At 51.2% G+C, this 25,974-nt stretch carries 24 protein-coding genes; 16 read left to right on the plus strand and 8 right to left on the minus strand.

What is annotated here, in order from left to right; all coding sequences use genetic code 11:
• Window positions 1-39: 39 nt before the first annotated feature.
• The 3 genes from O5O45_RS10255 to O5O45_RS10265 all read right to left on the minus strand — a co-directional run bounded on the left by O5O45_RS10255 (window position 40) and on the right by O5O45_RS10265 (window position 2,685).
• The gene (locus O5O45_RS10255; RefSeq protein ID WP_305905120.1) at window positions 40-1,497 is read right to left on the minus strand and encodes a serine/threonine protein kinase; all 1,458 of its coding nucleotides are present in this window, start codon (window positions 1,495-1,497) and stop codon (window positions 40-42) included.
• Window positions 1,497-1,646, minus strand: a complete 150-nt coding sequence (locus O5O45_RS10260; protein WP_305905121.1) for a hypothetical protein — start codon at window positions 1,644-1,646, stop codon at window positions 1,497-1,499. The genes O5O45_RS10255 and O5O45_RS10260 overlap by 1 nt, the downstream gene beginning before the upstream one ends.
• Window positions 1,647-1,779: 133 nt before the next feature.
• Complete coding sequence (locus tag O5O45_RS10265; RefSeq protein WP_305905122.1) at window positions 1,780-2,685, minus strand: LysR substrate-binding domain-containing protein; 906 nt, start codon at window positions 2,683-2,685, stop codon at window positions 1,780-1,782.
• A 219-nt stretch (window positions 2,686-2,904) separates the two neighbouring features.
• On the opposite strand from O5O45_RS10265, the gene O5O45_RS10270 reads away from it, so the two are divergent.
• The 3 genes from O5O45_RS10270 (at window position 2,905) to O5O45_RS10280 (ending at window position 5,111) form a co-directional block, all read left to right on the plus strand.
• Window positions 2,905-3,549: a glutathione S-transferase family protein gene (locus tag O5O45_RS10270; RefSeq protein WP_305905123.1), complete on the plus strand. Its 645-nt coding sequence runs from the start codon at window positions 2,905-2,907 to the stop codon at window positions 3,547-3,549.
• Between the two features lie 34 nt (window positions 3,550-3,583).
• Window positions 3,584-4,576 carry a pyridoxamine 5'-phosphate oxidase family protein gene (locus O5O45_RS10275; RefSeq protein WP_305905124.1) on the plus strand — a complete coding sequence of 331 codons (993 nt, stop codon included), beginning with the start codon at window positions 3,584-3,586 and terminating at the stop codon, window positions 4,574-4,576.
• Between the two features lie 304 nt (window positions 4,577-4,880).
• Window positions 4,881-5,111 carry a hypothetical protein gene (locus tag O5O45_RS10280; protein WP_305905125.1) on the plus strand — a complete coding sequence of 77 codons (231 nt, stop codon included), beginning with the start codon at window positions 4,881-4,883 and terminating at the stop codon, window positions 5,109-5,111.
• An 86-nt stretch (window positions 5,112-5,197) separates the two neighbouring features.
• Here O5O45_RS10280 and O5O45_RS10285 read toward each other — a convergent pair whose 3' ends face one another.
• Together O5O45_RS10285 and pdxR are read right to left on the minus strand one after the other, a co-directional pair.
• Complete coding sequence (locus O5O45_RS10285; RefSeq protein WP_305905126.1) at window positions 5,198-5,962, minus strand: substrate-binding periplasmic protein; 765 nt, start codon at window positions 5,960-5,962, stop codon at window positions 5,198-5,200.
• A 328-nt stretch (window positions 5,963-6,290) separates the two neighbouring features.
• Window positions 6,291-7,682, minus strand: coding sequence for a MocR-like pyridoxine biosynthesis transcription factor PdxR (gene pdxR, locus O5O45_RS10290; protein ID WP_305905127.1), 1,392 nt, complete (start codon window positions 7,680-7,682; stop codon window positions 6,291-6,293).
• 191 nt (window positions 7,683-7,873) lie between these two features.
• Between pdxR and O5O45_RS10295 the strand changes: the two genes are divergently transcribed.
• The 9 genes from O5O45_RS10295 to O5O45_RS10335 all read left to right on the plus strand — a co-directional run bounded on the left by O5O45_RS10295 (window position 7,874) and on the right by O5O45_RS10335 (window position 19,852).
• Window positions 7,874-8,482 (plus strand): FMN-dependent NADH-azoreductase, encoded by a 609-nt coding sequence (locus O5O45_RS10295; RefSeq protein ID WP_305905128.1) that lies wholly within the window; start codon window positions 7,874-7,876, stop codon window positions 8,480-8,482.
• Between the two features lie 162 nt (window positions 8,483-8,644).
• Window positions 8,645-9,709, plus strand: coding sequence for a TlpA family protein disulfide reductase (locus O5O45_RS10300; protein ID WP_305905129.1), 1,065 nt, complete (start codon window positions 8,645-8,647; stop codon window positions 9,707-9,709).
• A gap of 74 nt (window positions 9,710-9,783) precedes the next feature.
• Window positions 9,784-11,853: a protein-disulfide reductase DsbD family protein gene (locus tag O5O45_RS10305; RefSeq protein WP_305905130.1), complete on the plus strand. Its 2,070-nt coding sequence runs from the start codon at window positions 9,784-9,786 to the stop codon at window positions 11,851-11,853.
• Between the two features lie 206 nt (window positions 11,854-12,059).
• Entirely contained in the window at window positions 12,060-14,201 is a 2,142-nt protein-coding gene (gene nosR, locus O5O45_RS10310) for a transcriptional regulator NosR (protein WP_305905131.1), read from the plus strand.
• Between the two features lie 26 nt (window positions 14,202-14,227).
• On the plus strand, window positions 14,228-16,147 hold the full coding sequence (nosZ, locus tag O5O45_RS10315) for a TAT-dependent nitrous-oxide reductase (RefSeq protein ID WP_305905132.1): 1,920 nt from the start codon (window positions 14,228-14,230) through the stop codon (window positions 16,145-16,147).
• Window positions 16,147-17,475 (plus strand): nitrous oxide reductase family maturation protein NosD, encoded by a 1,329-nt coding sequence (locus O5O45_RS10320; RefSeq protein ID WP_305905133.1) that lies wholly within the window; start codon window positions 16,147-16,149, stop codon window positions 17,473-17,475. The genes nosZ and O5O45_RS10320 overlap by 1 nt, the downstream gene beginning before the upstream one ends.
• A gap of 1 nt (window position 17,476) precedes the next feature.
• Window positions 17,477-18,394, plus strand: a complete 918-nt coding sequence (locus tag O5O45_RS10325) for an ABC transporter ATP-binding protein (RefSeq protein ID WP_305905134.1) — start codon at window positions 17,477-17,479, stop codon at window positions 18,392-18,394.
• Window positions 18,391-19,218 (plus strand): ABC transporter permease, encoded by an 828-nt coding sequence (locus tag O5O45_RS10330; protein ID WP_305905135.1) that lies wholly within the window; start codon window positions 18,391-18,393, stop codon window positions 19,216-19,218. The genes O5O45_RS10325 and O5O45_RS10330 overlap by 4 nt, the downstream gene beginning before the upstream one ends.
• Window positions 19,219-19,258: 40 nt before the next feature.
• The gene (locus O5O45_RS10335) at window positions 19,259-19,852 is read left to right on the plus strand and encodes a nitrous oxide reductase accessory protein NosL (protein ID WP_305905136.1); all 594 of its coding nucleotides are present in this window, start codon (window positions 19,259-19,261) and stop codon (window positions 19,850-19,852) included.
• A gap of 99 nt (window positions 19,853-19,951) precedes the next feature.
• Here O5O45_RS10335 and O5O45_RS10340 read toward each other — a convergent pair whose 3' ends face one another.
• A complete protein-coding gene (locus tag O5O45_RS10340) occupies window positions 19,952-20,341 on the minus strand; it encodes a hypothetical protein (RefSeq protein ID WP_305905137.1) in 390 nt (129 codons plus the stop codon).
• 200 nt (window positions 20,342-20,541) lie between these two features.
• Between O5O45_RS10340 and O5O45_RS10345 the strand changes: the two genes are divergently transcribed.
• Both O5O45_RS10345 and O5O45_RS10350 read left to right on the plus strand, forming a co-directional pair.
• The gene (locus O5O45_RS10345) at window positions 20,542-21,492 is read left to right on the plus strand and encodes an AraC family transcriptional regulator (protein WP_305905138.1); all 951 of its coding nucleotides are present in this window, start codon (window positions 20,542-20,544) and stop codon (window positions 21,490-21,492) included.
• 312 nt (window positions 21,493-21,804) lie between these two features.
• Complete coding sequence (locus tag O5O45_RS10350) at window positions 21,805-22,701, plus strand: adenylate/guanylate cyclase domain-containing protein (protein WP_305905139.1); 897 nt, start codon at window positions 21,805-21,807, stop codon at window positions 22,699-22,701.
• 55 nt (window positions 22,702-22,756) lie between these two features.
• Here the strand turns inward: O5O45_RS10350 and O5O45_RS10355 are convergent, their stop codons facing one another.
• Complete coding sequence (locus O5O45_RS10355; protein WP_305905140.1) at window positions 22,757-23,590, minus strand: hypothetical protein; 834 nt, start codon at window positions 23,588-23,590, stop codon at window positions 22,757-22,759.
• Window positions 23,591-24,164: 574 nt separating this feature from the next.
• On the opposite strand from O5O45_RS10355, the gene O5O45_RS10360 reads away from it, so the two are divergent.
• Window positions 24,165-24,533, plus strand: coding sequence for a VOC family protein (locus tag O5O45_RS10360; protein WP_305905141.1), 369 nt, complete (start codon window positions 24,165-24,167; stop codon window positions 24,531-24,533).
• Window positions 24,534-24,969: 436 nt separating this feature from the next.
• On the plus strand, window positions 24,970-25,374 hold the full coding sequence (locus O5O45_RS10365; RefSeq protein WP_305905142.1) for a hypothetical protein: 405 nt from the start codon (window positions 24,970-24,972) through the stop codon (window positions 25,372-25,374).
• Window positions 25,375-25,383: 9 nt separating this feature from the next.
• Here the strand turns inward: O5O45_RS10365 and O5O45_RS10370 are convergent, their stop codons facing one another.
• On the minus strand, window positions 25,384-25,965 hold the full coding sequence (locus tag O5O45_RS10370; RefSeq protein WP_305905143.1) for a GNAT family N-acetyltransferase: 582 nt from the start codon (window positions 25,963-25,965) through the stop codon (window positions 25,384-25,386).
• Between the last annotated feature and the right edge of the window lie 9 nt (window positions 25,966-25,974).

Below are 25,974 nucleotides of genomic sequence, written 5' to 3' on the forward strand. Positions count from 1 at the left end.
AGCCTTTGCCGGATCTTATTATTCGCCAGCGCAGGAGCTTCAATTCAACACATTATTGAAAAAGCGTTTGATAGGATTACTCAGTTTTTCATATTGAGATTTCAGTGACTGTAATTCCTGATTATCCGGCTCAACATTGAGACCCGAGTCCACATATCTCAGCCCCTTCCCGTATTCTTTTCTGTTAAATGCGTCATTGGCCATGGCGATATACTCCGACACAACACGCTTCAGCCCGTCTTGTGCAAGCTGATTATCGCTATCCATGCCCAGCACTTTCCGATAATAGAAAACAGCATTATCTCCAGCCGGGATAGTCAAACGACGTTGCTCGAACCTTTCCGCCGCCAATGTCAGATAACGATCAACCAATCGCTCATCGATTTCCTTCAACCCGTTCAGCGCATCATCATTTCCCGGGTCTATGCTCAGTACTTGATTGTAAAAATACTGAGCGTTATCAAACTCCGGCTCGATCAGGCTATTTGCCGCAATCCGGCTTTCCGCCTGTTGCAGCAGGGCATTAATCTTTTTGTCGGTTTCACTTTCGTACAGACCAAAAAACAAAACGACCGCCAGCATTGCGCCCATCAGTCCGCCAGCTATCAATTTATTCTTTGTCAGATAATCAATAGGCCGTAGTGAACCTGCGGCCAACCCTGACGTCTGGGGCGCTGCGTTCCGCACCAATGTCGCGTCGTCATCCGTGAGCGCGCGACGCAAGTCAGCCAGCAGCGCGTCGGCGTTTGCATAACGATCTTCAGGATTTTTTGCCAACATCCTGGCAATGATTTCCCGACAGCTCTCTGGAACGTCTGACAGGTCCGGAGTCGGTTTCTCTGTGTGATTAACGATGGTTTCCGTGTAATTCGAGCCCTTAAAAGGGTTGCGTCCGACCAGTAGTTCCAGAAATACGACTCCCAGACTGTATATATCTGATCGCGCATCGAGGGGCTTACCATAAGCCTGCTCGGGGCTGCTATAAGAAGGGCTGCCCACCGAATACCCGGCTATCGTCATGTCTGTGTTGATGGCGGTATCTTTAGCGATACCAAAATCAGTCAGAACAATGGAGTCATCGGAGTGGAACAGGATGTTCGCAGGCTTGATATCACGGTGAATAACGCCTTTATCATGCACGATTTTCAGGGCCTCAGCGACCTGCCTGACAATATCCAGAACATACTCTGGCTTCTGTGGCCGCCCTTTCAGGAGGGTCAGATCGCCTCCACTCACATATTCCATGGTTATGTACGGCTTGCCGTCTTCCAGGCGCGCCACATCGTGAACAACAATGATATGTGGGTGGCGCAGGCCCGCCACGGTCCTGGCCTCTGAGAAAAAGCGCCGCTCGGCTGACTCGTCGCCAAATTCCGTTAATATTTTGATGGCCACCTTGCGATTCAGGGACTCCTGTGTCGCCAAATAAACCGCAGCCATACCTCCTTTGCCCAACAACTTGTGAATGGTATAGCCAGGGATGTCCGGAAACTCCATTACTTATTCATCTCCATCTCCATCAACTCCACCAACGCTATCGTTTCCTCCCACGGAAGAGCCTTGCTCGCCAGATAAGCGAGGCCGTTGTTGGCAGGCCGCCAACCGGTCAAATAGTCTGGTTCTATATGATTTGATGCAGTTTTCATGTTTGTTCTCATTGGACGATGGTTACTCAATACAAACTTTAATCCGGGCCTGTCCCTTCATGTTTATCACCAATATAGTGAAATAGTACAGCGTCTGAACCGTTTAGGGATCGAAGCATCGCATTCACCGAACTCACTGCAGAAAAAGAAACGGATTCTCCCGCAGCGTTTGCGTGGCCAGGTCGATGAAACAGCGGGTTTTGGCGTTGGCGCGGCGGCCTTCCATGTGAATGATGCTGACCGGCAATGGCTCTTCCTCAAACTCTGTCAGCACTCGTTGCAGGCGTTTGCTTTTCAGATCTTCCGCCGCCTGATAGGACATCAGAGTCGTAATTCCGTGACCCAGTAACGCCGCCTTCAGCGCGGCGCCATTGTGATTGCAGCGTAGCCTGGGATTCAACCGAATCAGCTCTTTCTTGCCTTCAATCTGGAAATGCCAGCCATTGGTGTACTCAAAGGGCGCTGGAAAAATAATGCTGTGATTGGCCAGATCCTGAGGGGTTGCAGGATAGCCGCGCTGCTTGAAGTACGCTGGCGCGCCGCACACGATCTTCTTAACGTGTCCCACTGTGGTGGCGTACAGACTGGAGTCCTTGAGGTGGCCGATGCGTATCGCCACATCAAAGTCTTCCTCCAAAAGATTGGTGACGCGATCCAGCAGAATGATCTTTACTGCCACGTTTGGGTGTTTCGCCAGATAGTCCGTCACAATCGGCATGACGTACTTCTCGCCAAACAATACCGGCGCAGTGATGGCGAGCGTCCCGGCAGGCGTCGCGTAGGTGCCCGCCGCCGCGGCTTCCGCCTCTTCCAGGTCCTCCAGGATGCGTTTTGCATCCTGCAAAAAGCGGGCGCCGGGTTCGGTTAGTCTCACCAATCGGGTAGTGCGATGAAACAACTTCACTCCCAGCCTTTCCTCCAACGCGGCGATGGCGCGACTGGCCGCCGGCGCGGAAAGCCCCAGGACCTCACTGGCGACACTGAAGCTCTGCTGTTTCGCCACCTCAATAAATACCTGCATGGTTTGTAGTTTATCCACGCCGCCACCTTGATATGCGCCACTTGATTATTGCGCTGAGTGTAAGAGTGAATTGTAAATTGCGTCAATTACTTCGGTATTTGCATGAATAATAATGCTTAACGACGACTCATTCGGCCCAACCCCGCGTCAGTACCAAGGCAGCGAGGGAACGGCCTGAGGAGCGAGTAAGACCAGGAAACATCGAAGCAGGGGATACCCCGATAACAGGAGAACACCGTGAACGCCCATTTTTCCAATACACAAGCGCCGATCAAACTCTATCGCAACCCGATGTCAGGACACTGCCACCGCGTTGAGCTCATGCTTTCTTTTCTGAACTTGCCTTACGAAACGATTGACCTGGATATGGCGAACGGCGCGCACAAAGCGCCTGACTATCTGAAAATCAACCCGCTTGGACAGGTTCCCACCATTGACGACAATGGTTTCGTGATGGCGGATTCTAACGCCATCATTACTTACCTGACGCAGAAATATAGCGATGGCTATGTATGGTGGCCCAAAGAACCGGAGCAGGCGGCGGAAGTGCAGCGCTGGCTCTCTGTCGCCGCGGGTGAAATAGCACAGGGTCCCTGCGCCGTGCGCCTGGTTAAGGTTTTTGGTATGAAGCTGGATTATGACAGAGCCAAAAGCATTACTGAGTCACTATTTGCCATATTGGAGCCCTTGCTGGAAAGCCGCCAATATCTTGCTGGCGATCACATCACCCTGGCGGATGTGGCGGGTTATAGTTACATCTCTCATGCACCGGAGGGCGGCGTCAGTTTGCAGCCGTATCCCGCCATTCGCGCCTGGCTGGAGAGAATTGAAGCCCACCCCGGATTTGTTGGAATGAAGCGCTCTCCCTTACCGACAGCGTAAATCCCTCGGGCTTAATTCCATAAAGGAGCTGGTTATGACTCAGCAAGAAAACTCTCCGTTTCACGCGGCGGAAATCGCGGTGCAAAAGCGGCTTGGCGTTGCGGATCAAGTGGCGCAATACTCAGGAGGAATCCGCAAGGCGATGCCGCTGCAGCATCGGGAGTTTTTCTGCGAGGCGCCTTTTGTCATCCTGGGCCTTCTCGATCAGCAAGGCTTTCCCTGGTGCATGCCATTGTTCCCGGGGGAGGCGCCGCCCTCCGGGGATTCCGGTTTTATCACCTCTCCCACCGATACACGTCTGGAGGTGCAGGCGTTGCCTGTCCTAAGGCGCCTCTTGGACCTGGATTTCGCCCCAGGCCGGAAAGTAGGGATGCTGGGCATTCAGCTGCATACCCGTCGACGCAACCGTATGAACGGGGTGATTGGCGAGGTGACTGCGACGGGGTTCAGCATTGATGTGGAGCTTAGCTTCGGCAATTGCCCTAAGTACATACAAACCCGTGAATTGCAGTGGGTAAAGGGCGAGCCTGCCGCCATGAGCGTTGATAACGCAGCGGTTGTCGCCGGTATTGCTGAGCATGCAAAGTCGCTGATAGCACAGTCAGATACCTTTTTTATCGCTTCCCGCACCAAGGTGCTGGACAGCGACCCTCGTCATGGCGTCGATGCATCCCATCGTGGCGGCAAGCCAGGCTTCGTGAAAGTGGAGGGCGATACCCTGTACTTTCCTGATTTCAGCGGTAACCGCTTTTTCAATACTCTGGGCAACATTGAATCCGACGGCAGAGTAGGTCTGTTTTTCCCCGACTTCTCGACAGGAAATGCTCTCTTGGCGGCGGGGCGCGCCGAAGTGCTGTGGGACCATCCCGCGGTGAATGAATTCGAGGGGGCGCAACGTATTGTTGCGGTCAAAGTGGAAAGATCCACCTTCCTCGAAAAGTTCATGCCGATGACGGGGGAACTGCAAGAGATTTCCCCGGTTCTCGATAGGACTGGCGTATGGAAAGATAGCAAGCCGCTCGCATGATTTTTATTAATACGGCGCAGAAGGTTTTATGGGACGTATCTATAGGGAAGTGTGGCCTATCAGAAAGCCACAAGCATTCTGGCGGAAACAGCTTTACCGCTTCGTTCCACCATTTCTAGCCTAAACTCAATAAGATATCCCATCCGTTTGTCTTACTCAAAGAGCCTGTCTTTATTGGTGTAAGCAAAAAAGGCGTGGATGTGGCAAGCTTGATCAAACTTTTCGAAGCCTATGAGTCCTTGTTGCTGGACGGAACTTTGACGAAAATCCGCAGCCAGTGGTTGCAGGAGGGATAAACCGCCCCATGTTAACGACAGCAGAAATATTAAACCTGATTCGCCTTACCGAACTGGAAATCAGACGGCTCCAAGAGCAAATTGACGGCGATGACGAGAACAAAAGCAATGAGGCCGGCGAAGTGATCCTGCAGTTTGACGCGATGGCGCTCAAGCTTGAGCAGATGTATCTTGAGTCGCAGCCGGACTACGACATTTTCCCGCGATATGATGACTATATAAAGCTTATAAACGAATAGAGCGGCGGGTGGGGGATTTGTCGGATGGCGCTTTGCTTATCCGTCCTACGTTCTTTGCTGTTTAGACATTGTTACTGCTGGGTGTCTTAATCATCAGGCAAAAAGTAGAGTTGATAAAGCTTTTCATACTCGCCAGAATCCTTTAGGCGATCAAGGGCTTCTTGCCACTTAGCAACGGTTTCGTCAGGAATGTTGTTGGAAAAAGCAATATATCCTTCTGACACTAACAATACCACTGGCGTTTGCTGGATTTGATCGGGTGAAATTTCTGCCTCTTTTAACTTGCTTAATACTGTACTTGAGGCTGAAACAGTTAAATCAACCCTTCCTTTCTTCAGCATACCGAAACAACCAACATAGCTTACGTTGGTATGAATATTATTAAAATTATAGCTGCTAAGGATTTTATGGTGTATTGCGCCATTAAGAACGCATATTGAAGAAACTTTTCTGGCGTCTTCTAATTTTGATATTCCTGTTGGAGCCGATTTCATTTCATAAAAGTAGTCTTCTTCTTTCTGAATAGGGCCAACCCATTTAACAATATTTTCCCTGTCTGGAGTCCGGCTGACATTAAACATGGCCAGGTCATTATTATTCGTGACCATCTGCATGCCTCTGGCAAAGGGTACCTCTAGAAATTCAGTGGGATGCTTCATTATAAGCATCAATTCTCTAACGACCTCGATATTGAAAGCCCTTTTGCCTGAGTGCTTTATTCCTCTTAGTTCACCATTCTGGTCAGTATAAACCTGTCCTTCCAAGTTATGTGTCAGAAAAGTAAGTTCATCCGCTGTGACATTAATGGTTATTAGAAGTGCGCCTAACAACGCTAGTCTTATTCGCTTCATGGGAGTCTCCAATGGGCGAGAAACACTTGGTCAGAGGTGTTTTGTTTCGCCCAACGGCCGAGCTTTGAGGTAGACCTCGCCTGATGCAGCCATGGTCGGCGACATACAGCACAGTGTTAAAGACGTGCAGGTTGGATATCTTCACCTTACCGTGAGGATTTGGCGGCAGATCCTTGATAATCTTGAATTGTTGCGCTGTAACGTCCATACGGAGATTATAAATGGTTACTGTGAACAGGCCCTGATGTGAATGAGCAGTCAATAAAAATGATTATAGCAGTGATTGATTTTATAGCCTCTCCCATGCGGCGTTCAGCAACATGCGCAATTATGAAAGTAACTCCAGCGTCTGTTGATAGGGGAGGCGCAGGGCGGAGATGGCGTCTTCTTTGGATTTGATATTGGTGTAGCCCATCACCAGTCCGTACTTCCTGTCTTGCTTCCAGGCGTACCACATTGAAAGCGGCAGCACCTGCAGATTATGCGACTGCCAGATGTTGCAAAGCTCTCTGTCTTTGGCGCCTTGCTTCAGGAAGGCGACAATATGCATCCCGCCGTTTTGAAGCGGCATATCGAAGTAGTCGCCATACATCTCTGTGAACGCTTCATGCACGATTCTTCTTCTGGATTCATACAGAGAACGCATACGCTTAAGATGCTTGTAGAAAGCGCCTGACGATATAAATGACTCCAGAATTTTTTGCGGAAGCAGAGGCAACCCTGTCTCAACCATCTCCGCCGTTTCGTAGAATTGCGGCAGCAATGCTTTGGGGATCACCACGTACGCTGTGCGCAGCGAGGGCATGATGGTTTTACTGAAGGTTCCAACGTAGATCACCCGGTCAAAGACATCCAGGCTTTTTAATGACGGGATATTCTTGCGGGAAAAGTGGAACTCCCCGTCGTAGTCATCTTCGATGATCCACGCCTGATTCTCTTGCGCCCAATTCAGTAACTGATGTCTTCTAGGTAGAGACAGGCTGACAGTAAGGGGGCTTTGATGGGAGGGAGTGGTGATGACAAACTTCGCATCGCTATGATGAGCCCCCAGAAAGTCGACGTTGACGCCATCCGAATCCACGGGCGCATAGCAGAGATTTGGCGTTCGTCTCTCTAACAGCTTTTGGCCAAAGAAGTATCCAGGCTCCTCAAATACGACTTTATCGCTGTTCGAAGCCATCGCCTCAAAGATGAGCCTAAGACTGGAATTATAACCATTGGTGATGAATATCTGGTCTGCTGAGCAGTCTATGCCGCGGGAAATATTCAGGTAATTTGCTATCGCTTGCCGAAGAGGAAGGTGTCCCATCACCGGCGGATGGTTCATGTCTTCATAGGTCATGGAACGGGCGACTTTCCCAGAAAGAAGCAGCCACTTTTTGTATGGAAATTCATCCAGAGACGGAATGCCGAGCTGAAAGAACCCTCGCGAATCGCGAAAATCCACGATCTTTCTTAAATCCGGGTCATCAAGTTGGTTGGGCGAGTGATTCCAGTAGGCGGCGTCAATGACCAAGTCCGGGTTAACGAGGGTTCCCTTGGGCCCTCGACTGACAAGGTAACCCTCGCCAATCAAAATATCATAAGCCGACTCGACGGTTTTTTTGGCGACGCCGAGTTCCTGCGCCAGATTGCGTATGGATGGCGCCCGCTCGCCGGGCTTAAGATCGCCTCTGCGTATGGCGTTTATAAAGCGATCATAGATATCTTTGTAACCCACTCTATGTCCTACCTAAAATTACCGTTTTTGTACCCTTAAACTACGTCATTTTTCACCATAATTCATCACCAGTCCGCCAGGTTGTTTGCGTCTGGGACGACCCGCCAACTGGCGTTCGCCCCGATGAGAGACGCCGTGTCGTTGTCTGGCCGCTAACTGGCATAGGTATTCTGATCCCGAAGGTGAGTAGTATGAATCTCTTGCACATCAAAGTGAGCCCAAACCTATATGGTTCAGCGTCGAGGGAAGTGTCCGACTATCTTGTCGACCGGCTGAAAAAGAAACACCCGGATATCAATGAAGTGGTGCTCGACCTGTCGCAAGACCCCTTGCCCCACCTGGATGGCTTTACGATCGAAGCGTTCTTTACGAAGCCGGAAGAACGGACCGAGCAGCAAAAAAACGCCGTCAAACTCTCGGACAAAATGATCGATATGTTGTTGGCCAGCGAACTGATCGTCCTGTCGTCACCGATGTGGAACCTGGGATTGCCCTCTGTACTAAAAGCCTGGTTTGACCATGTCACCAGAGCCGGTCGGACCTTCAAGTTTAAAGAGGCTGGGGGCAAGGAGGGGTTGGTTCCTGATCGAAAAGTGTATGTCGTCATGGCGAGCGGAAGCGTCTTTTCCAACGGCCCCTTTGTCAGTCATGACCAGTTTACGCCCTATGTAAAAGTCGCGTTTGAATATATTGGAATCACCGATGTGAATGTCATCCGGATTGATGGTACGCACGATCCGTTGACCCGCAAATTCGCCGTGCCCGACGCGATTTCCAGTGTTGATGAAATGAATATCTAGTTACCAAGATTCCGACCTCCAAACTTTTAATCATCAGGCGCATGGATGCGCCTGCGCGGCTAGCCGCGGGAGAAAGGGCCTGACATGTGCAGGCACTGTCGTTGCAGACAAGTAGAAGGAAGCTATTTGCCTGCCTGATTAATAAATATCAGGAAAATTGCCATGACAAGACAACTTAAGAGCTTGATAAAAATACCAGTGATTGCGTTATATCTGAGTGTATTTTCTCAAGCTGGCTATGCGGAAGACGCGGATTACGCCGCCGAAGGAGAGCGACGGGCTAAGATTGCAGGAAAATCTCTGCTGGGCGCGCCGGCGCCTAAAATCAAGATGATGGACATTGATGGTCGAACGATCGACCTTGCTCAAATTTACGGCGAAAAGCCCGTTTACCTTAAGTTCTGGGCGACCTGGTGCGGGCCCTGTCGTGAGCAGATGCAGGGGTTTGAAGAGATTTATAAAAAGTATGGCGATCAAGTTCAGGTAGTTGCGATCAATGTGGGGATCAGCGATGACTTGGAATCCGTTACTGAGTTTCGTAAAAAAATGGGACTGACCATGCCAATCACCATCGACAATGGGGAGTTGGCTCGCGCGTTTCGATTACGCGTTACGCCTCAGCACGTGTTAATTGATAAAAAAGGGGAGCTGGCCTATTTCGGCCATAAAGATGACCTGGCGTTACATCAGGCGCTGGAGAGCGTCGTAGCGGAAAAGCCTGCTGGAAAACCACTCAACAACCCTGACCTGGCGCTCAACGATGAAGGTTATAAAGTGGGAGATAGTGCGCAGGATGTGACTTTCTCAACCATCGATGAGCAATCGCTTAGTTTCAAGTTTAACGCGCCTGACAGCAAAAAAGTGGCTGTCGTGTTCTTCGCGCCGTGGTGCGAATGGTATTTAGAGGAAACGGAACCCAAGACCTCGAAAGCCTGCGCCCAGGTTCGTGAATTGCTGGAAAGCAAACCCAAATCGACCGATGTGCAGTGGGTGACCGTTTCAAGCAACTTATGGACGTCGCTTGCCGACCTGAAAGATTATCGCAAGAGTTACGCAAACACGCCGCCGATCGTATTCGATGACGACGGAGAACTGTTTAAGCAATTTGGCGTCAATCAAATACCCACCATCACGGTCATTGAGCCCAACGGGGTTATTAGCCTGAAATCCTCGATTCAAGACGAGGATTTCGATACCGCCTTACACACTATCTCATCCTTCAAATAAGCTGAATTAACCAGAAATAGCAGAATTAACGGGAAATAACTGAACTAACAGGAAATATTGCAAGCAGGCGCTGAATGAAACTTTTCATGCAAGTAGTGATGACGTGGTTGGTTGTCTTGCTATGTTCACAACAAGCCATGGCCAATAAACCAACAGAAAATCAGCGCCTGCTATCTATCGCTATTGCGCCGGAATCAGACTACCCCGCCGCTGGCGGTGCGCTAGAGCTGGCGTTAATAATGACGCCTAAACAAGGCTGGCATGGCTATTGGCTTAACCCTGGCGATGCAGGCTTTCCAACCCGGTTTAGCTGGGAGCTTCCTGCAGGCGTCACAGTAGGGGAGGTGCAATACCCGGCCCCGAGCCAGCTCGTAACCGCTGACATCATGAATTACATCTACCCTGGCGAATTTACTCTGCTGACAGAGATAACGATTGATAAAAGTGTCCCGGTGGGAAGTTCACTCCCCATCAAACTCGATGTCAGTTATCTGGTATGCAGCCCCTCTGTGTGCCTGCCTGAACAGCAACGGATTGAAACCACACTGATTGTCGGTGATGGTCGCGTTTCTAAAGATCGCACGGATAAATTCAATCAATGGAGACAAAAGTTAGCCAAACCATTGGACGCAAGGGGACAGTTTTCCGTTGAAAAAGGAAAGTTTGTTATCACCTTGCCGCTACCAAGCTCCATCAAGAGTGATAACGCGCATATCTATCCCGTCATTAATCATACGATTGTAAATAACGCCAAGCAGTCACTCATCCATGACGGTGATGTCCTTAGAATGCAAACCAAAGCGGGCGACGAGCTTGGCGACCGATTTCAGGGTGTCTTAGTGCTGGAAAACGGCATCGCTCTGAGTTTTGAGGCGAATAAATCTGACCATGTCGCATTGATAGCTGAAGCGAAAAATAACAGCAGCGGTTCCTCCATTAAAGATGCGTGGCTGCTGGGAGTAACGGCCTTTTTCGGCTCCATTCTGGGAGGTTTACTGCTCAACATCATGCCCTGCGTATTTCCTATATTAAGTTTAAAGATATTAAGTCTTACGCATCAGAAATCTGAAAAAGACGCCAGGCTAGGCGCGGTCGCTTACACGTTTGGCGCCGTCCTGGTATGTGTTTTATTGGGTGGCGTGATCCTGGGCCTGCGAGCGCTGGGGCATCAAATCGGCTGGGCGTTTCAACTTCAGAGCCCTGCGGTGATCGCGGTGTTGATTGTCTTAATGAGCGCCATTGGTTTCAATTTAGCCGGGCTCTTTGAATTCGGCACAATGACTTCAGGGTCTCGACTGCAAGATAAGAAGGGTCCGATTGGCGACTTCTGGACAGGGATTTTAGCAGCCTTTATCGCCACACCTTGCACAGGCCCTTTCATGGCGACCGCTTTGGGAGCCGCCTTGGTGTTGCCCGCCGGCATCGCATTTACGATTTTTGCGGGCCTGGGTTTTGGCATGGCTTTACCACTACTGTTGGTGAGTTTTATCCCTGCATTACGCGCTTACTTACCGAAGCCTGGCGCCTGGATGACGACAGCCAGACGCGTTCTTTCTCTGCCAATATTTGTGACTGTCATTGGCTTAATCTGGGTTTTGATGCGCCAATCAAACAACGATTATGTTTTATCTGTACTTGCAGCCGCGATGTTGTCGGCTTTTGGTTTATGGATGACCGGATTATGGCAACAGTCGCAACGCCGAGGCGAATGGTGGCCCGCTACCTCGTTAACCATATTGCCTTTATTGGCGGTAATCATCTGGATCCCCTCCACACATGCCTCCGCACAACTTGAGCAAAAAGATGTTTCAGAAGCGGTTGCGTTTAATCAGGACCAGCTGAGTACATTGCGGGAAAAACAAGACGTATTTTTGTATTTTACCGCCGATTGGTGCCTGACCTGCAAGGTCAATGAAAAGACGTCCATTGATCAGAAAGACGTAAAAGAAGCGTTTAAACAAAGCAATGTCGTCACAATGGTCGGCGACTGGACCAGCGGCGATAACAAGATAACCGAGTTCTTATCCCAGCATGGCCGATCAGGCGTGCCTCTCTATTTATGGTATGAAAAAGGGGCAAGCAGACCTTTGATCTTACCTCAGGTTTTGACGCCATCGGAGTTGATTAATCATGCTCTCAATTAGATCTCCAATGAATCCGCCACTGCAGCATTAGAGTAAAAAAATCGTGTAAGTACTGGCTACAGGGTGGGTGTTTCGCCCTCTACCACCTTAGGGATAGACGCCGGTCTAATCCCGATCACCTTGATATGTATCAATAAGCGACTAAGTAGACCCTTTTACCCTTGGGGCGGCATTGCTGTTACGCCGCTCGCCCAAGGAGTTATAACGTGGAATATTCGTTGGATAAAGGTTGCTTACGGTTGCTCTTGGTTGCCGTGCTTCTGCTGTTCACCTCAGCCTGGTGTAATGCCGGGGAGGGGATGACGGCGATTGAGAAGCAACGCATCAACGAGATATTCCCTCAAGCCGACGTCATCTCAGATCCCCTGGGCGAACCTCCGGTTCGCACGATTAGTCAGGGGGAGCACACGCTCGGTTACGCCTACCAAACCCGTGACGTTTTTCAGATTCCCGCCTACTCTGGCAAACCAATCAATCTTCATATCATTCTCGACGCTAAAGGAACCATTAAAGACGCCGTCGTTCTGGAACATCATGAGCCTATTCTGTTAGTCGGCATTCCTGAGCAAAAGCTGTTTGACTTTGTGGCGGGCTATCAAGAGGTTGGCGCCAACGACCGCGTAGTGGTGGGACATTCAGTCACCGCCGCCAAAAGCGTGGATGCAATTACTGGCGCCACGGTTACCGTTATGGTGGTGAATGAGTCAATCATGCGGTCGGTTCGTAAAGTGGCGACGTCTCTGGGCCTGATCAACGTCAACGCCGCGGCGCCGACCCGAGCGGAAGTGTTGGATGATCTGTTCAATGCCGCCGATTGGACTCAACTGACCGGAGTCGGAGCGATACGCCGGTTACATCTGAGTCGCGGGCAGGTGGATGACTCGTTTCGGGATACTGCAGCGGAAGGCGTCGACGACGCTCCGCCCGATTCAAGGGATGAAACCTTTATCAACCTGTACTACGCCTATCTGAATGCGCCCACGATAGGCCGCAACCTGCTTGGCGAAAGCCAGTACCGCTGGTTGATGGATGAGCTAAAGCCTGGCGAACACGCCATTGCCGTGATGGCGGAAGGACTTTATTCCTTCAAAGGATCGGGTTATGTGCGCGGCGGGATATTCGACAGAGTGCAGTTGCGCCAGCGCAGCGACATTATCAGTTTCCGCGATCTCGATTATTACCGCTTAAGCGATGTCTACGCTCAGGGCATGCCGGAGTTTCGGGAGATGGCGATTTTTGTGATTCGCTCTCACTATGACTTCGATCCTGGCGGCTCCTGGGACCTTGAGCTGTTGGTGCGGCGACAGACTGGTCCGGTGGAGGGCGTATTCTCAAGCTTCTCCGCGACATATCAGATACCCGACGCCTATGTGAGCAGACCTGCGCCGTTAGTGGTGGATGAACCTGACCCTGAGCCCATTTGGGTCAGCATTTGGCGTAATAAAAGCATGCAGATTGGCGTAGTGATCGTCAGTCTGGCGCTGCTGCTGATCATTCTGTTTCTGCAGGATTACTTCGTACGCTTTCCCCGTTTACTCCATAACCTGCGACGCATTTATCTTCTCTATACGGTGATATTTCTTGGCTGGTACGCGCTGGGGCAACTGTCTATCGTCAACGTTCTGACCTTTACCCACGCGGTCATGCAGGATTTTCACTGGGAATTATTCCTGATTGATCCTGTGATTTTTATTCTGTGGACATTTACTGCGGCGACCATTCTGTTATGGGGGCGCGGCGTATTCTGTGGCTGGCTGTGTCCTTTCGGCGCCTTGCAGGAGCTTATCAACGAAGCCGCGCGCAAGATAAAGATCCCCCAATTTGATCTGCCGTTCGGGCTCCATGAGCGATTGTGGGCGGTGAAATACATCATCTTGCTGGCCTTGTTTGGCGTGTCGCTGGAATCCATGGCGACCGCGGAGAAGTATGCGGAGGTGGAGCCGTTTAAAACTTCGATAACGCTGTTTTTCAACCGGGAGTGGTGGTTTGTCGCATACGCTGGCGTACTGCTCCTGATCAACGTTTTTACCCGCAAGTTTTACTGCCGCTACATCTGCCCATTAGGGGCGGCGTTGGCGATCCCCACTAAATTCCGCCTGTTCGATTGGCTAAAGCGTCGAAAAGAGTGCGGGAACCCCTGTCAACTTTGCGCCGTAGAGTGCGAAATTCAGGCGATACACCCCGATGGCCGCATCAACGCCAACGAATGCCATCACTGTCTTGACTGTCAGATGACCTATCACAACGAGCGTAAATGTCCGCCGCTGGTGCTGAAAAACAAACGTCAGCGCAAGAACGCCGCTGCGCCAAAGCCGGAGCAAATCCCGGCAACGCAACTGGACGGCTGATTCCATTGATGAACAGGAGCTTAACTATGAAAGATGCAGACAAATCGTCACCAACTACACCGGATACTCGGGATTCAGGAATCAGTCGTCGCGGTTTCCTGGGCGGGGCTGCGGTGACAGGCGTATCCGCTGTTACCGGAATGGCGGCGATGACAGGTTTGGGTTCTTCCATCATGAGCCCGGAGTCCTGGGCGGCGGCAGTAAAGACCGCACATCAGAAAGCCTCCGTGGAGCCTGGGGAGCTGGACGAATACTATGGTTTTTGGAGCGGGGGGCATTCAGGGGAAGTGAGGGTATTGGGCGTTCCGTCCATGCGCGAATTAATGCGCATCCCAGTATTCAATGTGGATTCCGCCACAGGATGGGGCCTGACCAATGAGAGCAAACAAGTGCTGGGAGAATCGGCGCGGTTTTCCAATGGCGACACTCACCATCCTCACGTGTCCATGACGGATGGGCGGTATGACGGCAAATACCTGTTTATCAACGACAAAGCCAATACCCGGGTGGCGCGTATCCGCCTGGACATCATGAAGTGCGATAAAATTACAACCATTCCTAATGTGCAGGCGATTCACGGCTTGCGGCTACAGAAAGTTCCCCGCACCAAGTACGTCTTCTGTAATGCTGAGTTTGTGATTCCACAGCCCAATGACGGCACGGACATGGAGAGCCTGGATAATCACTACACTATGTTCAACGCCATTGACGCAGACACGATGGAAGTCGCCTGGCAGGTGATTGTCGACGGTAATCTGGACAACACCGATGCAGACTACACCGGTAAGTATGTCGCCTCTACATGCTATAACTCTGAAAAAGGGCTGTTGTTGACGGATACCATGCGCAATGAGCGCGACTGGGTCGTCGTGTTCAACGTGCCGAGAATTGAGGCTGCAATTAAGGCGGGTAACTTCAAAACGATTGGCGACGCCAAAACGCCAGTGGTGGATGGTCGTCATGGTTCAGAGCTGACCCGCTATATCCCCGTTCCTAAAAACCCACACGGGCTGAATACGTCCCCCGACGGCAAATACTTCATGGCTAACGGCAAGCTGTCGCCCACGGTCTCCATCATCGCCATCGATAAACTGGATGCCTTGTTTGACGGGAAATTTAAAGACGAGCGCGATGTGATCGTAGCCGAACCGGAGCTGGGCTTGGGGCCGCTGCACACGACCTTCGACGGCCGCGGATTTGCTTACACGACGTTGTTTATAGACAGTCAGGTGGCGAAGTGGAATATCGCCGAAGCTATACGGGCCTATAACGGAGAGAAGGTTAACTATATTAAGCAGAAGCTGGACGTACAGTACCAGCCGGGTCACAACCACGCCAGTTTGACTGAGTCCCGGGATGCTGATGGGAAATGGCTGGTGGTGCTCTGCAAGTTCTCGAAAGACCGTTTCCTTCCAGTGGGGCCGCTACACCCTGAGAACGATCAGTTAATCGATATCTCAGGGGAGGAGATGGCCCTGGTCCACGATGGTCCAACCTACGCCGAACCTCATGACTGTATATTGCTGCGCCGGGATCAGATTCGTCCGTTGAAAATATGGCGCCGGGATGACCCATTCTTCGCCTCCGCCGTGGCGCAAGCCAAAAAGGACGGTATTACTTTAGAGACGGATAACAAGGTTATTCGCGACGGTAAAAAAGTGCGCGTGTACATGACCTCCGTGGCGCCGGCATACGGCCTCACTGAGTTTCGGGTGAAACAGGGAGATGAGGTCACCGTTTACATTACCAATATGGATATGGTGGAGGATGTCTCCCATGGTTTCTGTATGGTGAATCATGGGGTCAGTATGGAAATCAGTCCCCAGCAGACAGCGTCTGTCACTTTTGTGGCGTCTGAGCCGGGCGTGCATTGGTATTACTGTAATTGGTTCTGCCATGCCCTGCACATGGAAATGCGCGGCCGCATGATTGTGGAAAAGGCTTGATGCCCGGACACCGCATGCGCACATTCCTGGCTCGGCGACTTTCCGGCTTTCGCATAGTGCAGGCGTCACTCCTGTGCCTTGCGACGGGATATGCATCGGCAACGCTACAAGAGTTGCCGGTGATCCAGGCAGGCGATGGAGAGTGGGTGCTGTCGGAAGGAGTTTATGAAGGCAATTTCTCCGTTTCCCGCAGCCTCCATGTTCGTTGCCTGCCAGGCGCCGTCATCGACGCTGGCGGCCAGGGGCACGGGCTCCGTCTCATGGCGCCGGACATAACCGTCCGCGACTGTGAGGTTCGAAACTGGGGACGTAACCTGACAAACCTGGACGCCGGTATTTTTATTGAGCGTCAAGCCTCTGGCGCTGTGGTGGAGAATGTCCGTCTAAGCGGGCCGGGATTTGGCGTCTGGGTAGACGCCACTCCCAACGTCATCCTGCGCGGCGCCAAAATTCGAGGCGACGTCAGCGTGCGTTCACAAGATCGCGGTAATGGCATTCACCTGTTCGCGGTCACCGGCGCTCTCGTTGAAAATAATGAGGTGTCGCAAACGCGGGATGGCATCTACATCGACACCTCCAACAATAACACTCTGACCAACAACTTCCTGCACGATCTGCGTTACGGGGTGCATTACATGTACTCTCACCATAATGCCGTGCTGAATAACTGCACCTTGCGCACACGCACAGGCTATGCGCTCATGCAGAGTCGTAACCTGACCGTAGAGGGAAACTATTCCGAACAAGATCAGAACTACGGCATCTTGATGAATTACATCACCTATTCCACTTTGCGCAACAACCAAGTCGTTGGCGTGAAGCAAGGAGAAATGGCGGGCGTAGGGGTTGACGGCGCCGAAGGGAAGGCCTTATTCGTTTATAACTCGCCGTTTAACGTTTTTGAGCGCAACCGTTTTGAACAGAGCGATATTGGCATCCATCTGACGGCAGGTTCAGAAGATAACCAAGTGAGCGGCAATGCGTTTATTCATAATCGGCGACAAGTGAAGTATGTAGCGACCCGCCTGCAAGAGTGGTCAACGAATAGAGCAGGGAATTTCTGGAGCGACTATTTGGGATGGGATCGTAACGCCGATGGGATTGGCGATGTCCCCTATGAACCCAATGATAACGTGGACCGACTTTTGTGGACCTATCCACAAGCCCGATTGCTGCTGCACAGCCCATCTATCGACCTCTTGCGCTGGGCGCAACAGGCCTTTCCCGTAGTGAAATCCCCCGGCGTGAGGGACAGCGCGCCATTGATGCGGGATACCACGCAACACAGAACCCAGGCGGCGTGTCGTCAACAGAGCAGGGGGAAATAGCATGATTCACCTGGAGGGGGTTAGCCAGTATTACAGTCGTCATCAGGTTTTGCATGATCTCAGTCTGACATTGGGAGAAGGCGAGGTACTGGGGTTATTCGGACATAACGGCGCCGGCAAAACCACTACGATCAAACTGATTCTTGGGCTGCTGCGTCCGGATCACGGCAATGTGCTCACCTTGGGGCGCAGCCCGAATCAAGTAGATATGCGCCGCCACATCGGCTATCTACCGGAAAATGTCATGTTCTATCCGCAACTGAGCGGCTTGGAGACGTTGCGTTATTTCGCGCAGCTTAAACAGGCGCCGTTGACTCAGGTGAAGAGCCTGCTGGAGCAGGTGGGGCTGGCGGAAGCCGCGAGCCAGAAAGTTAAAACCTACTCAAAAGGCATGCGACAACGTCTCGGGCTTGCTCAGGCGCTATTGGGCGAGCCCAGGCTACTTCTGTTGGATGAGCCGACAGTGGGGCTCGACCCAATCGCTACCGCTGATTTGTATGAACTGGTGGATGGGCTGCGACGTCAGGGGGCAGGAGTCATTTTATGCTCTCATGTCTTACCTGGAGTGGAGCCTCATATTGATCGGGCGGCGATCCTCGCTCACGGGCGTCTGCGGGCGCAAGGCTCTCTGGGTGAATTGCGTCGCCTGGCGCAAGCCCCGATTCGGGTAAGGCTGTCGGGAGTCAAGCATCGGGACCAATGCCTGGAGCGTTGGAAAGATCAGATTCCCGATATGCGTCCGGTTAACGCCCATGGTTTGGAAATCGCCACCGACGCTCAACATAAACTGGAACTGCTGAAAGTATTGCTGACCAGCATCCAGGTAGAGGATGTAGACATCCACCAGCCCGGCCTGGAGGACTTATATCGGTATTTCATCGCCGATGACCCTGCGCAAATAAAGGAGACGCAGCAATGAGTCAGATCTGGCGCATCGCCCAAAAAGAAGTCAGCGACGGCTTACGCAACCGCTGGCTGCTCGCTATCACGATGACGTTTGCGATACTGGCGATTGGCATTGCCTGGTTTGGTTCAGCGGCGTCAGGTGAAATCGGGTTCTCCAATGTGGAGACTACTATCGCCAGTCTCACTAGTCTGGCCAGCTTTCTGATTCCCCTCATTGCACTGCTGGTAGCCTATGACGCGATTGTCGGAGAGGATGAAGGCGGAACCTTGTTGTTGCTGCTGACTTACCCGCTGAGTCGAATGCATTTGTTAATAGGGAAGTTTTGCGGTCATAGCATAATTCTTGGTTTGGCGGCGGTAGCGGGCTTCGGCTCCGCCGCTCTGGCGATTGTGGTCTTCGCCGAGGGGGTCGTTGTTAGCGAGGTTTTAGCGGCTTTTGGCCGCTTTATCCTGTCATCCACACTATTGGGATGGTCGTTTCTGGCGCTTGCCTATCTTGTCAGCGCGCTGGTGACGGAGAAAAAGCGCGCCGCCGGGCTGGCGTTGTCGATATGGTTTCTGTTTGTGCTGGTGTTTGATCTGGCTTTATTAGCGATTCTGACCTCCACCGAAGGCGGGATGAGTCCTGAGACGCTTCCCTGGCTACTGATGCTTAATCCGACGGATATTTATCGTCTCATTAATTTGGCGGCGATGAATGGGTTTGGCGGAGTCAGCGGCGCACTGGCGATCGGGGCGGATTTGCCTCTGACCCATGGGTTATGGCTCGGTTTGGCGGTATGGGTGGCCGCGCCTCTTCTGCTGGCGCATGTCGCCTTTATGCGGAGAGCCATTTAGTAGCCGGCCCGCCGGAAGACAAAGCGGGATGTAATCTTTAATGCTTGCTTTAAATGAGACAGGTGACGTTGTGTACGGAATACATGAATGGACATTGAAATACTCCTTGTGCGTATTGCTGATTATCGCTTTGCTTGGCCTGGCGGGTTGCCGCGAACCTGACAGGAAAGCAAACGCCCAGCTGGCGGCAGTAGACTTTGAGCCAAGCGACGAATGTCATATCTGCGGAATGGTCATCGCCAACTTGCCAGGCCCCAAAGGAGAGGCATTGCTTGCCGATGGTCGTGTATTTAAGTTTTGCTCAACCTATGAACTTTTTACTTGGTTGCTGCAACCAGAGAATCGGCATCTAGGCTCCGTCGTATTTGTGCATGACATGTCGCGCACAGATTGGAATACGCCAGGCAATGAATACCTTATAGACGCCAGAACGGCTTCATATGTGTTGGGTGCAAAGATTAAATCAGGTATGGGACCCTCCCTGGCGTCATTTAAAAGCGAAGAAGACGCGAAAGCATTCATGGCGGTCCACGGTGGTCATTTATTGGGGTATGAGCAGATTAATCTGGAGGTTCTCAATCGTGGCATGGAGCCAATGATGACCTCAGAAAATAGTCACGCTAATCAACAGTAAGCTAAATTGGCTGACGGTTGCCGCGTCTGCGAACATTCCGTCAGCCATGCCTCATATTGATCAATAGCGGTTACTATTTTGGCCGCGAGGCTTCGCAAATCACTGAGGTTCCTGGCACTGGTCGTTCACCCAGATTGTACAGCCTTGTCCTGGGCCCGGCGTGCCGGTTCCTCCGCCTACGGAACACCCCAAGGCGCCGTTTTGTGTGATGCTGCCGCCATCGCTCAAGGTCGCCATGAAGTAATAACGACCGTCTGAGGTATTAGAAGTGCAGCGCGCCACCATATAGCCGACGCCCTGATCTTCAATGACTGCGCCGTATTCCGCGCGCCACGTTTGAGACGTTAAATAGGCGCTGTTATCGGAAACAAAGGTATCGCAGGCAACGCGGCCCGAACCGAGGAACTCGCAGATGGTGTTGGTTCCTGCCGCCAGAGCGGCGTTTGTTCCCAGCAACAAAGCGGTAGCGGTCAGAAGTGTGTAGTTCATGATGTTTCGCTCCTATCCAGGTTGTTTTTCCTGCCGCTTTCTGCGGCGGAATCAGTATCCCGGTTCGCGTTCATAGGGACCATGACCGCTTGTTTTGTTGAATTGATCTTCTGTTTTGATTGTTGAGGAACTCCATATCAATAAGAGAGTCTGAATAACATTGGCAATTACCCATGACCCAAAGCAGGAGCAACAATTATATGGATAGAGTGGGGCGCACAGGGCTTGATGTACATGTATCTCCCCCAGAGCAGTTGTTACGTCAGGTGTTTTTCAATCTCAGGGTCGATGGGAGCTTATACTTTGATAGCCACTTACACGGCGATTGGGGGATGGCGATTGGAGCTTCTGCATACATACAGTTTCATTGTGTCGCTTCCGGGGTTTGCTGGTTAACGTCCGCAACGGAACAAGTTCGTTTGTCGCCTGGCGATATCGCCTTGTGCATGCGGGGGCAAGTTCACACACTTTCGCATGCTCCTGGTGTGGCGTTGGCGACGGATCAGGAGTATTTACAAAGTCTGCGGCAGGGCGCCCCACTGTTTCGCGAGGGCGCGTTGAATAATCGTCTGCTGTGCGGACACTTCGCCATCGCGGATCGAGATACGGTTCCTTTTCTTGCAGGATTGCCCGATTTGGTTGTTGTCCGTCAGCAACGTAAATCTGTGGAATGGGCAAGCGCGTTGCGCGGTCTCATGGAGAGCAAAAAACTTGAAAACGATGAGAATCCGGTCAGCAATCGTCTGGCGGAAGCACTAATGATCCGCTTCCTGGATGGATACTTTCAGCAGCAGTCAGAACAAGGAGAGCTGACGGGGGTGATTCAGGATAAGCGAATTGCCCGGGCGCTGAGTATTTTCCATCGTCGATACCACGAACCTCTTACTGTGGAGCAAGTCGCCGGCTCTGTGGGAATGTCTCGTTCTGCGTTTAGCATTCTTTTTAAGCGGAATTTGCAGCAGGGTCCGATGGCTTATCTCAATAGCTGGCGTTTTTATCAGGCGCGCCAGATTCTTCGGCAGAGTCAGCGTACTTTATTACAGGTTTCTCTTGAGGTGGGATACGCTTCCGAAGCGGCATTTAGCCGAGCCTTCAAGCGGCGCTACGATATCACTCCCGGCGAATATCGGCTTGCGGCGATTGAGGCGTAGTGTCTTGGAGATGGGTAAGGAAACACGAGCTACTTACATTTATTATCAAAAATATATGCCGGCTACCCTGAATGGCTCGGTTGTATCGGTGTTAAAACGGATGTTTCGTAAAGTTGTGTCGGCGTGATTGAGCGATTACAAAACAAAGTTGAGCGTTACCAATCCATTACCAGAAAACCTGACCAAGCGCCTTGCTGCTCTATCGTTCCGTGCTATACCTAAAGTGATCGCTTCCGTAGGGTATCAATCCAGGGAAGGGCGTGTGACGAGTTATGGATATTCATGTTGACTGAATAACATTCGGTAATCGCCATGGCTCAGAGTTCCGCCGTATTATTTGCCGATATTGCTGGCAGTTCCTGTCTATACAAGCAGATTGGAGATAACAGAGCGAAGGAGGCGGTCTTCTCCTGCTTTCATCTTATGCAGCAGCTTGCGGAGGAACACGGCGGGACGGTGGTTAAAACCATTGGCGACGAACTGATGGTGCGATTCCACTCTGCGGATGAGGCTTTCAAAGCTGCTTGCGCTATCCAGTGGGAACTGGAGTCAAACCTTAACAACGGACCCAGCCTGTCAGTAAAGATAGGTATTCATTTTGGGCCGGTTATTTTTGAGAAAAACGATATTTTCGGCGATACCGTCAATACCGCCGCCCGCATGGTTTCCATCGCCAACGCCAAACAGATCGTCGTGAGCGAGGACGCAGCAGCCGTCCTGTCCGCCGAATTCCAGGCCCAGATAACAACGTTTGACTGCGTAAAGATAAAGTCATTTCAGAAAGACTCAATTCTGTATCTCGTCGACTGGCGCCAAAGTGCAGGGGATTGCGGCAACTCAACCACGATCAGCTTTGACGACCAGGACCTGAAAATGCATAAGACCGCCAGGGGGATGCATCTGGTCTACCAGAGCAGGGATATTATGCTATCGCCACAGCTGGATAGCTTTAACGTAGGCCGAGACCAGGACGTATGTGATTTGGTGGTGCAGATGCAATACGCTTCCAGGAAACATTTCTGGATTGAATATCGCCGAGGAAAATTTGTCTTGGTAGATCACAGCACCAATGGCACCTGGGTCAAAATGGACGATGAGAAGGAAATTTACCTGAAACGCGAAGAGCTGCCTTTGTGGGGGCGCGGCCTTATCAGCGCCGGCCAGCCCCTTAAATGCAATCTGTCACATCGTATCGAGTTCTTTCACTGAAGAGGCCAATTAATCCTTCTGATAAAGGAGACGACTGACTGCTGAGGAGGTTCTATTACGGCAGAGGCGCCCGCTCTAATAATTCATTGGGACGCTGGGGATTTCTATAGCCTCCAAGGGACGGATCGTAAAGCTCATAAGGCATGTCATAGTGTCGCCCTGTTTGAGGATCATAGCTTCGTTCATATCCCATGGTCGCCTCATGTTGGTTTCGATAGATTCGGTCAAGACTCTTTTGACGAGCATCCCAGGAATTGTTGTAGTCTCCGTAGATATAGTCATGAGGAATCGGTCCAGGTAAGACAACCTGATCTTGACCCGCCACTTGCCTGGCATTCGTAATAACAACAGTTTCAGCCACCGCGGGCAGCCAGTAGCGAAACTTATCCCAGTGCTGCTCTGCGCTCTGGTAAGCCCGGATAAACGCGGAATATTGCCCCCAACCCTGCATGACCCCTACCGTGTAGTGCGCATGTACTGGCGTCCCCTTGAATTTATAGCGCAACTCGATTTCAGCAATATCCCACCGTAACCCCATCGGTCCCGGTTGAGAAGGAAGCGGACGATTGGCTATTACTTGGCTTGATTGGAAGTCTTGAGAGGAACTTAGCACCATATTGAGAAAATCAGCGGGAGAGGGGTGACCGAATCCCCCAAGCAATAGCGCAAAAGAAGCGATGGTTACGCCATCAGGCGACTGCATATCGACGCCATTGGTTGTCTCGGTGGCCTTCCAGTCGCTTGGCATGGAGTATCGGAAATACTGCCCTTGATGTACACGCAGTGGGGGACGCGCGTCCAGCTGGGCGCGTTCAGATGCATCCACGCTTACTTTTCCACCCAAGCAAAGCGCCAGACCAATTGCACAGCCTTGAATGAGTCGCTTCATACCTAACTCCAACGACTTCGCAAATAACCAAGGTATTAAGTAAGCGTACCTGGAAAAACAGCCCTGAACCTAGAGCGATAAAAAACGGGAACAGCACAAAGCTCCCGCCAGAATAGGTATCTTGCATTGGTATTCAACACACAAATAAGCATAGTTCATGACAGCTACGATGATCTTACGCTTTGTGTTTTTTTTATTTGCCGCGAGTACGAAAGGGGCTTCTTCGCTGCAGCATGGCCGGCAAAGGCAACGGTCATGACAACGCCTGTATGGAAAGTTTCTTTGTCGGACGCCCAACTAACTTCCTGGTTCGCTGGAGAAATAGCGCTCTTATGTCCACTAATGTCAATTAGTGGACATTGGGCGTGAAGCGATTATTGCAGTCTTTTATCGCTTTATAACTACGATCTGTCCGTTTTCATTTGCTATGCAGCAGCCTGATCTGTTTACTTACACCTACGTGATAGACAAATTACCGTTTACGATCAAAAGATATTAGGATCCTCCGACTTACTTATTATTTGCGCCCATGTCGTTTGTGGCAGATCTGCGCAATCAAAAGGAGAAATCTTTCATGTTTGATCATGTCGTATTTGGAGTCAGCGACTATACCGTCAGCAAGGCATTCTACCTCAAGGTCCTGAAACCACTCGGCGTCACCATCGTGCAGGAAGGTCCGCTTGGCATTGAACTCAGTACAGATGGCAAGTCGTCACTGTGTTTATTCGAAACCAAGGAAAAACCCGCGCATCTGCATCTGGCTTTCATCGCTAAGAATCGCCAGCAAGTCGCGGATTTCTATCAGGCGGCTATGGAAGCTGGCGGCAGAGACAATGGAGTCCCCGGACTGCGTCCTAAGTACCACGCGAATTACTACGCGGCTTTCATCATCGACCCAGACGGGCACAACATTGAAGCCGTTTGTCATCAGTCTGAGGAATAGTCTTTACAGCGTCGAAAAAGGAACGATAAAACGCGCTTTCTCCACAGGCCCTTCATCCCGACGGTTTATCCATGAGTGCGCATAATATATATTATGTTAAATTGAGTATTCAGATTAGAAAGCGCATGCCAAGGTCAAAGACGAATTGGCGGGTTACCGAGCTTCTCTTGGAAGGATTTTCAGGTTGGACGGTTTTGGCGGCAGACCCTCGATAATTTCGAGTTGTTGCGCTGTGATTTCGATGCGGCGATCATAAACGTTAACGTTGAGTATGAACTGCCCCTGGGAAGCAAACACAAATGAGCGAACCGGTCTTTATGTCCGTTGAACAACTCGGTGAAACTCTTGTTGAGTTGTGGTTTAAGTCTTTAAGTGATGAGTTATCCCCTGGAAAGACGTTGTCCCGACTTTTGGCTACCGGAGATGATGTTGAAATGTGCCTAAGTCATTTGGAGTGGACCTGCGAGGGCGACAGTCAGTAGGTATCTCAGCGAATCATGATGAGTTAACAGAATCTCCGTTAACTGATGATCTTATCTATATGCTCAAGCGCGCCATCGACTTTGAAATGCTGTTTGCGATCAATAAAGTAAAGAAGAAGCTGGAATTATCTGGCGTCACCTTTACTAGTGATGCAGATATCGGAATATACCGGCATGGCGATTACGGCTCGACCAAACTCGATGCTTTTATCGCAGATCCTGGCAGGCTGGAATTCAGTACAAAGAAAATTCCTGAACCCGATGTGTTAGATATGACAGCCAATGCCTTTTATCGAACAGACGCACGAAAACAATGGTTCAAGAAAGCACGCCTGCGAATTGTCGAGTGCGATTTGTGACCTGGCTAATCAATACAAAATCTGAGCGCCCTCCCCCAGACTGCGATACCAAAACAAGGCGGTTTCACCCTCGTTTTCGCTGTTCGCATAAAGCATCCGATCGAACCCTTCGAGGCTGTATCCTGCACGAGCATACAGCTTACACGCCGCCGGATTGGTCGATTGTGTTTCGAGGCGTATGAAACGGAAGCCCTGCTGGCGCGCCCAATCTTCTGCTGCGCTAAGAAGAGACATTCCCACACCTTGGCCGCGTGCGTTACGGTCGACGGCTATCTCCGCAATTTCCGCCATGCCATTCCAACTCTCAATGATCAATGCGAATCCCACTAGCCGTTTCTCTACGCGAGCGGCGAATAATGCGGTTCTTCCTGAGGATTCCTCGACAGCGCTGGCAGGATCAAAACCATACTCTTTGCGCCGCCTGCAAATAGGACGAGTGCTCTCTGCGTCATGGTATGGGAAAACAATTTCATGCGTTATTTCGAAGGAAAAATCACATGACTCCAACTCACTGGCTGGAATAGCGGTTACAAGCAATATATGGGGTTGAGGGTCTGATTTCATGGCTGCAACCCTATTCGGCGTCGCCAATGTTGTCCA

The sequence above is a fragment of the Hahella sp. HNIBRBA332 genome, assembly GCF_030719035.1.
GTDB lineage: Bacteria > Pseudomonadota > Gammaproteobacteria > Pseudomonadales > Oleiphilaceae > Hahella.